We start from the raw sequence: 8,153 nt of genomic DNA on the forward strand, positions 1-8,153 counted from the left end.
ACCCATGCGTCCTTCGCGGCTACGACTTTATCGAGAAAGCGTTCAAGATCGGCGGCACGCCCAGGCTTGCCGACCAGACGTGTATGCAGCCCAATGCTCATCATGCGCGGCGTGCTGCCGGCCTCGCGACGCAGGAAATCGAAGGCATCGGTGAGATAGGCTGAAAAGCTTGGCGCCTGGAAGCCATGAGTGTTGACGTAGCGCACGTCATTGTTGTCGAGCGTGTAGGGCACCACGAGATGGTCTTTGCCTGAAACCTTGGCCCAATAGGGCAGGTCATCGGCGAAGGAGTCCGCGTCATAGACAAAGCCTCCAGCTTCCACCAACAGCTCGCGGGTGTTGACACTCATGCGTCCCGTGTACCAGCCCCGTGGCGGTGCGCCGGTCACCTCGGTGTGGACACGTATCGCGGCCGCGATGTGTTCTTTCTCTTGGTCGCGCGGCATCTCGGCGTACTGGATCCAGCGATAGCCGTGGCAGGCGATCTCAAAGCCGGCTTCGCGCATCGAGGCGACGGCCTGACGGTTCTTTTCCAGTGCGGTCGTGACGCCGAAAACCGTGACAGGCAAATCACGCTCCTTAAACAGGCGCAGCAGCCGCCACCAACCGACCCGGCTGCCATATTCGTATTGCGACCGACATATTGCGTACGTTGTGAAGCGGCACCGACGGATCCTCCGTCAGCCATGCCTCGCTGTGCCTGTCGCCATGCAGCACGGAATGCTCGCCACCTTCCTCGAAGTTGATGACGAACTGGACGGCGATCCGCGCGCCTCCCGGCCATTGCGCATCGGGAGGACTGCTGCCATAGCCAAGGAGGTCGCGCGGATACATGTTAATTCCTTCAATAAGCGAGTTCGTGGAGGCCCGCGGCGAGAACGCGGATTCCCTCAACGATATCCTCGATTGAGGAAAATTCATCCGGTGTATGGCTGCGCCCGTCGCGTGAACGCACGAAGATCATCGCCACCTTGGCGATCGACGCCATTTGCTGCGAGTCGTGCCCGGCGCCACTCGCCATCACCATGGTGGGGACGCCTTGTTCCTGAGCAACCCGCTTGAGCATCTCGACGATACCCGGGTCGGAGGGAGCCGGCTCATGATCAATCATCACTTTCCATTCAATCTTGAGGCCGCGCCGAGAGGCGACCTCCAGCATGAGCGCCTCGTGCAATTTGTACATGTGGTGCAGTTGCTTTGGATCGGGGTGGCGCACGTCGATGCTGAAGGCAACCTTGCCAGGAATGATGCCGGGGAAGTTGGGCTCCACAATGACGCGGCCAACAGTGGTAACCGCAGGCCGCCCCATGCGGTGGGCGGTGTTGACGATGCCGGAGGTGATCTCGCTAAAGCCGGCCATCGGGTCGTTACGCAGGTCCATCGGGAATGCACCGGCGTGGTTCTGCACGCCTGTGATCTCGACATGATAGTGCCGAATGCCGGTTATGGCATGCACGACCGCCACCGGCAGGCCGTCGTGTTCAAGAATCGGACCTTGCTCGATATGCAGTTCGACAAAACTGTCAATGTCCGAGCGCTTTGCATCGGCAACCTTGGTTGGGTCGAGCCCGACAGCTCGCATGGCCTCGGCGATGGTCTCGCCCGAGAACGCCACAACGCTGTCGACGTCGCCAGGAGCAATGCGCCCCGTCGTGCCCCGCGATCCCCAGTAGTTGGCGTTCGGGAACCGGCTCGATTCTTCCTCGCACAAGGCAACAGCTTCAAGCGTCCGCTTCGGCGGACCGAACTGCTCCTTGAGCGCTCGGATGGCGATGATGGCAGCCAAAGCCCCTAGGATACCGTCATATTGACCGCCTGGCGTCTGTGAATCGATGTGGGAGCCAGAGGCAATTGAGCCACCTTTCTCCGACCCCTGCAGCCGGCCCCAGACATTGCCCACCGCATCGCGGTGTACGGTCAGGCCCGATTCTTCGCACCAATCAGCATATTGCTGCGTGGCACTGACCCATTCAGGCGAGTAGACCGTCCGCGATACTCCGGTTTCGCCGACGGCACCGTGACGGGCCATATCGACAATGAAGCGTTCGACCAACTTGGGATCGATGTCGATACGCTGCTTCGGATTGAGCACGTGATGGTTCCTTCCCTTGCGCCTAAGGCGAGCGCCGTTGGATGCTGCCAACCAATTTTCGGGAACGGTTACACGTGCGCCTGATTGCAGAAAATCGAAATTCTCGTTATTCGAATGATCAAATTTCCTGAAGAGTGGGGCGCCAGCCGTTGATTCCGATGCCGATCCGTGCGGGAGCCGCCGAATGAATTTCAAGCAAATCGAAACCTTCTACTGGGCCGCGCGGCTCGGCAGTTTCGCTGCCGCCGCCAAGCGCCTCAACGCCACCCAGTCGGCAATCTCGATGCGTATCCAGGAAATTGAGGCGCGCCTTGGGGTGGAACTGTTCGACAGATCGCAGAGGGTCGCGCAATTGACCGCCCAAGGTACATTGCTCCTGCCGCTGGCAGAGGAGGTTGTCCTGTCGACTGAACGACTTGTCTCGGCGGCATCCCACAACAGGGGCAAGACGATAGAGTATATTCGCCTCGGTGTGGCCGAAACCGTGGCAATCACCTGGCTGCCAGCTATGCTGCGTGCGCTGCGACGCGACCACCCTTTCGTTCGCATCGAACTCGAAGTGGCACTTTCGCATGTGATCGAGGAAAAACTTTATTCGGGCGCGCTCGACATGGCGTTGGCCTCTTGCGAGATGCCGAATTCGAAGTTTGTTGCCCTTCCGCTCGAGACCGTCGAATTCGTGTGGATGTGCAGCCCTGAGATCGAACAGCCACCTGACGTGGTGACATCGAAAGTGCTGGCCGAGTTGCCAGTGATCGCGACCTCGCGCGAATGGCAGTTCCGCGGCTCGATCCTGGCTTGGCTGGTGGCCAACGACGTGCATTTCCGAGATGTCACCATTTGCAACACGTTGAGAACGGCGGCGTCGCTTGCGCAGGCTGGTCTGGGCTACGCCTATCTGCCCGAGCGCTACTATCGCGGCCAGGTGAAAGCGGGTTTGCTGCGACGTCTGCGCTGCGAACCTAAGGACGAGCCGCTGTCAATCTATTCCATCCGGCCAGTAAACGCTCGCTCCGAGGGTTACCGTGCCGTCGAGAGTGTCGCCACCCGCGAAGCGCTCAGCTATCAGGGTGAGGTCCATACTTCATGAATTTTGACAGTTCGCCATAAGGAACTTTCGATTTTGTGAATATTTGGGCGGTGCTAGCGTTTCCCGGTATGCACAAACACGCCGGCGCAATGATCCACATAGAAGGGTTCTGGCGCCCGCAGATGGGAACAATCATGAACATCCTCTCAAGAGTTGCCGCCCCACTCCTCGTCGCCTCCACGCTGGCCGGCCCCGCCCTAGCCGGCGGCGAGACGCTTATCGTCGGAATCCCCGGCGACATCCGCAACACTGATCCAGCGCTGGTCAGCGATACCAATTCCTACTACGTGACCAGCAACGTCATGCAGGGTTTGGTTGGCCTTAAACAGGGCTCGCTCACCGAGATCAAACCGCTCCTTGCATCCGCGCTTCCGGAAATTTCTCCCGACGGTCTGACCTACACCTTCAAGATCCGCGAGGGGGTCAAGTTTCATGACGGTACCCCTGTCGACGCTCAGGCGGTAAAGTACAATTATGAGCGCTGGATCAACTTTCCGAAGAGCCTCCAAGGCAACAGCTACTGGTCGAACATCGTGCTTGGCCACGGTTCCAAGTCGGCAATTGCCGCCGTCGAGGCGCCCGACTCCTCGACTTTCATAGTCAGGTTGAAGAAGCCGAATTCAAGCTTTCTGACAACGCAGACCCTGCCGTCCTTCGCAATTGCCAGCCCGACTGCATTGAAGCAGGGCAAGGGTGACAACAGCGTCGAAACCCTCGCTGACATTCCCGCCGCTCAAGGCGGAGTTGGCGCCATGGTTGGCACCGGTCCGTTCAAATTCTCCGAATGGTCGCGCGGCAGTCAGGTAACCGTAGTCAAGAACACCGACTATTGGGATCAGGCCGGCGCGGCCAAGTCCGACAAAATCGTGTTCCGCAAGATCGCCGATTCCAGCGCAACGCTGAACGCCTTGCAGGCGGGCGATATCGATATCGCGCAGGTCCTTTCCCCGCTCGATGTGGGCACAGCTTCGAAGGACGCCAACCTCAAGGTTGTCGATCGCGGAAAGTCCTGCAATATGGTTCAGCTCGACATGAACATGACAAAACCTGTCGTGAGCAATCCCACAATGCGGCGCGCCATGATGTACGCCATCGACCGCGAGGCGATCCTCAAGACTGTCTATGGCGGTCGCGGCGAAGTCGCAGACGGCTTCGTTCCGACAAGCTTTCAGAACTACGTGGCGCTCGGCCTGCCGACCTACAATCCGGCCAAAGCCAAGGAACTGCTCGACCAGTCCGGGCTTTCGGCGGAGCAGAGACAAGTCGACTTTTACTATCCCTCGGACGTGAGTCGGCCCTATATGCCCGATCCCAAGGCGCTCTTCCAGGCCATCGCGCAGAACCTCGAGGCAGTCGGCATCAAGGTCAATGCCAAGACAGAAACCTGGAGCCCCAATTATCTCGACAACGAATATGCGGGGCTGTACCAGCTCTGGATTCTTGGCCTGACCTGCAACTACGCACAGCCCGAGGACTTTCTGAAGGTCGGCCTGTTCGGCTACATCGATGGCAAACCCAGCGTCGAGTTCGGCTATAAAAACGACGACATCCAAGTCTGGATGGACCAGGCCTTGGCCGCGACCGACCCGAAAACCGTTGCGGATAAGTGGGTGGCCGTGCAGAAATCGCTCGGCAACGATCTTCCGATTATCCCGCTGGTCAATTCGTCTCCCGCCGCAGTCATGTCGGCCAAAGTCAAAGGATTTGTCGGTTCAAGCAACCTTCAAGAAACGCTGGCCAGCGTATCGGTATCGGAATAGTCGCAGCAGGATCAGGACAGGCGATGACGGACATTATCCTGAGGCGATTGGCGTCGACGATGCTGCTGATCGTTCTGCTGTCGATGGCCGTCTTCGCCTTCCTGCGGTTGCTGCCGGGCGACACGACCCGGGCGATCCTCGGGCCCCGAGCCACTGAAGAGCAGATTGCTGTCGCTCGCACTCAGCTTGGCCTCGATCAGAGCCTGCCAACCCAATACGTGCGCTACATCCGTGATCTTGCAAGCGGCAATCTGGGTGCCAGCGCCATCGATGGCGCGCCGGTCGCACGCAGTCTCGCCGACCGCTTCTTGGTCACGCTGGTGCTGACCAGCAGCGGCATGGTCATTGCCATACTGGCCGGTATCCCACTAGGCAATCTGGCTGCCCGGTTCCGGAGTCGATGGCCCGATGGTGCAATCACAGTGGGTTCTCTGCTTGCCTACAGCATTCCGGTCTTCGTGTTCGGGCTTTTGCTGCAATACATCTTCGCCGTGCGGCTCCAATGGTTGCCGGCCTCCGGCCAAGCCAATCCACGAGTCAATTACGAGACGATAACGCATGTAGCGCTGATTGATTCCCTGCTTGCCCTGTCGTGGAAGGGGTTTGCCGACGCACTGGCGCACCTCATCTTGCCGGCCATTGCGGTAGCGAGCGGGCCGCTTGCGGTGATCACCCGCATCACTCGCGCCTCGGTGCTTGAGACCGAGGGGCTCGATTTCGTTCGTACCGCGCGCGCCAAAGGCCTGAAGCGGGGCCGCATTCGGCGTCGGCACATCATGCGCAACGCCTGGCTGCCGATCGTCACGGTCATCGGCCTGTTGACCGGATCGCTCCTCGGCGGCGCTGTGATCACCGAGACGCTGTTTGCCTGGAATGGTGTTGGCCAGTGGATGGTCCAGTCCGTTCGTGACCGCGACTATGCCGTGGTGCAAAGTCTTGTGCTGGTGTTTGCGCTGGTCTTTTTGTTTATCAACCTGCTGGTCGATATCAGCTATACCCTGATCGATCCACGGCTGCGCCGGAGCGCCTGAGATGGCGAGCCGTTCGACGCGCCAGCGCTTCATGCGCAATCCAACGGCAATTGTCGGCCTGGCGATGGTGACGATCCTGTTTGCTATTGCCGTCGTTGGCCCGCTCGTGGCGCCCTACGATCCGCGCACGGGGAGCCTCATTGATCAACTCCAGCCGGCGAGCTGGGCGCATCCATTGGGCACTGATGAACAGGGGCGTGACGTTTTGAGCCGAATGCTTTACGGCGCACGCAACAGCCTGGCGATCGGCATTGGTGCTGTCGCTATGGCGGTTGTGGTCGGCTGCGTGGTCGGCGCCTTGGCCGGCGCTGCTGGCGGCTTGATCGACGCAGCCTTGATGCGCATTACCGACGGCCTGCTGGCGATTCCCGGTATTGTGCTGGCGATCGGCATGGTGGCCTTGCTGGGCCAGGGCTTCTTTGCGGTGATGGTCGCCGTGGCCCTGACCAATGCGCCGGCGTTTGCGCGCCTGCTACGCAGCAGTCTGGTTGCGCTTGGGCCGGCAGAATACATCACCGCTGCACGAACGGCCGGTTTGTCATCAACGCGGATATTCTTCCGCCACATGCTGCCGAACGCTCTGGCGCCGTTGCTGGTTTCGGTCACACTGGCACTTGCTACCGCCATCATAACCGTTGCTGGCCTGGGGTTCGTCGGCCTCGGCCCGGCCGATCCAGGCACGCCGGAGTGGGGCGTGATGCTAACCGAAGCCGGCAAGTTCTTGCGAACCGATCCGCTGCTTCTGTTCTACCCGGCGCTGGCGATCGCCTTGACGGCATTCGCCTTCAATCTGGTCGGCGATGGATTGCGCGAAGCGATGGACCCCAAGGTGGGTGACTGACGATGGATTCTGCGCTGGAGATCGAAGGTTTGTGCGTCCGCTTTCGGCTGTACGATCGTACGCTCACGGCTGTCGACAACGTCTCGCTGCGCGTCGAACGCGGCGAGACGATGGCGTTGGTTGGCGAATCCGGTTCTGGCAAGACGGTCACGAGTCTGGCAGTCATAGGCCTTCTTGGGTCCAAGGCGCTTGTCGCCTCTGGCTCCATTGGAGTCGGCGGCCGCGACGTGCTGGCCCTTGACGCCGAGGGTTTGCGACGCCTCCGCGGCGCCGAGGTCGGTACCATCTTCCAAGACCCAATGTCGAGCCTGAACCCGATGCTAACGATCGGCGAGCAGATCACTGAGACGCTTGCCAGCCATCGGTCCGACAGCGCAAGCGAACATCGCGCCAAGGCGCTCTCGCTGCTTGCCCAGGTACGGATTCCCCAACCCGAGGCGACACTGAATTTCTACCCGCATCAGCTGTCGGGGGGTATGCGGCAGCGCGTGATGATCGCCATCGCCATTGCGCTCGATCCCGCACTCATCATCGCCGACGAACCGACCACCGCGCTTGACGTTACCGTGCAGGCACAAGTGCTGGGGCTTATCCGCGATCTGATAACCGCCAAGAACGCGGCCTGCTTGTTTATCAGCCACGATATGGGTGTTGTTGCCCAGGTCAGCGACAAGGTCAGCATCATGTATGCTGGCTCGATCGTCGAAAAGGGCCCGACGAGCAGCGTCCTGGCGCAACCGTGGCACCCTTATACGCGTGGTCTGATCGACTGCGCCCCAGCACACGACACCACGGCGCGGCGCGAATTGCTGCCCATCCCCGGCTCGATGCCCGCGTTGGGAGATTTGCCGTCGGGATGCCCTTTTGCGCCACGCTGTTTCCGCGCTGAAGCCGACTGTCGTGAAATCAAGCCGGGTCTGCTCACGCTGCCCGGCGCGTCTGATCGCGCGGTGGCCTGTCACCATCCGCTTATCGACAGCGTCGAGCGTCCTGAATTGGCTCCTACCCAGGCGCGCTCTTATTCCATCACGACCGCCGCTCCGGCGCTCGATGTGCGGCATCTGTCCCAGGCGCTCGGCCAGCGTGGCATATTCGGCGCGCGGCGTACCCGGTTGATCGTCGATGACGTGACCCTCCAGGTGCCCGCGGGCTCGACATTGGGGGTCGTCGGCGAATCCGGTTCTGGCAAGTCGACGCTGGTGCGCTCGATCATGGGTCTTTATGCGGGCACGCTGGGCGAGATCCGCGTCGCCGGCGCGCAGGTGCCCGGCGGAACCTGGCCGCGATCACTACGTGCACGCATGCAGATGGTGTTCCAGGACAGCTATTCCAGCCTCAA

Annotated in this window: 8 protein-coding genes; 5 read left to right on the forward strand and 3 right to left on the reverse strand. The window is 60.6% G+C overall.

Annotation, left to right across the window (positions count from 1 at the left end; genetic code table 11):
* The 3 genes from EN993_RS26635 to EN993_RS26640 form a co-directional block, all read right to left on the reverse strand.
* Positions 1–569, reverse strand: a 569-nt coding sequence (locus EN993_RS26635) for a polysaccharide deacetylase family protein (RefSeq protein WP_245468972.1), incomplete at its 3' end; no start/stop codon positions are given.
* 10 nt (positions 570–579) lie between these two features.
* Positions 580–834: a hypothetical protein gene (locus EN993_RS37430; RefSeq protein ID WP_206532420.1), complete on the reverse strand. Its 255-nt coding sequence runs from the start codon at positions 832–834 to the stop codon at positions 580–582.
* Positions 835–844: 10 nt separating this feature from the next.
* The gene (locus EN993_RS26640) at positions 845–2,092 is read right to left on the reverse strand and encodes a hydantoinase/carbamoylase family amidase (protein ID WP_245468973.1); all 1,248 of its coding nucleotides are present in this window, start codon (positions 2,090–2,092) and stop codon (positions 845–847) included.
* 184 nt (positions 2,093–2,276) lie between these two features.
* On the opposite strand from EN993_RS26640, the gene EN993_RS26645 reads away from it, so the two are divergent.
* From EN993_RS26645 to EN993_RS26665, 5 genes are all read left to right on the forward strand, one after another.
* Positions 2,277–3,182, forward strand: a complete 906-nt coding sequence (locus EN993_RS26645; protein ID WP_127265250.1) for a LysR family transcriptional regulator — start codon at positions 2,277–2,279, stop codon at positions 3,180–3,182.
* Positions 3,183–3,217: 35 nt separating this feature from the next.
* The gene (locus tag EN993_RS26650; protein ID WP_127265251.1) at positions 3,218–4,942 is read left to right on the forward strand and encodes an ABC transporter substrate-binding protein; all 1,725 of its coding nucleotides are present in this window, start codon (positions 3,218–3,220) and stop codon (positions 4,940–4,942) included.
* 23 nt (positions 4,943–4,965) lie between these two features.
* Positions 4,966–5,973 carry an ABC transporter permease gene (locus EN993_RS26655; protein WP_127265252.1) on the forward strand — a complete coding sequence of 336 codons (1,008 nt, stop codon included), beginning with the start codon at positions 4,966–4,968 and terminating at the stop codon, positions 5,971–5,973.
* Position 5,974: 1 nt separating this feature from the next.
* Positions 5,975–6,814: an ABC transporter permease gene (locus EN993_RS26660; RefSeq protein ID WP_127265253.1), complete on the forward strand. Its 840-nt coding sequence runs from the start codon at positions 5,975–5,977 to the stop codon at positions 6,812–6,814.
* 2 nt (positions 6,815–6,816) lie between these two features.
* Positions 6,817–8,153, forward strand: a 1,337-nt coding sequence (locus EN993_RS26665) for an oligopeptide/dipeptide ABC transporter ATP-binding protein (RefSeq protein WP_127265254.1), incomplete at its 3' end; no start/stop codon positions are given.

The organism is Mesorhizobium sp. M7D.F.Ca.US.004.01.2.1 (assembly GCF_003997785.1).
GTDB classification, from domain to species: Bacteria; Pseudomonadota; Alphaproteobacteria; order Rhizobiales; family Rhizobiaceae; genus Mesorhizobium; species Mesorhizobium loti.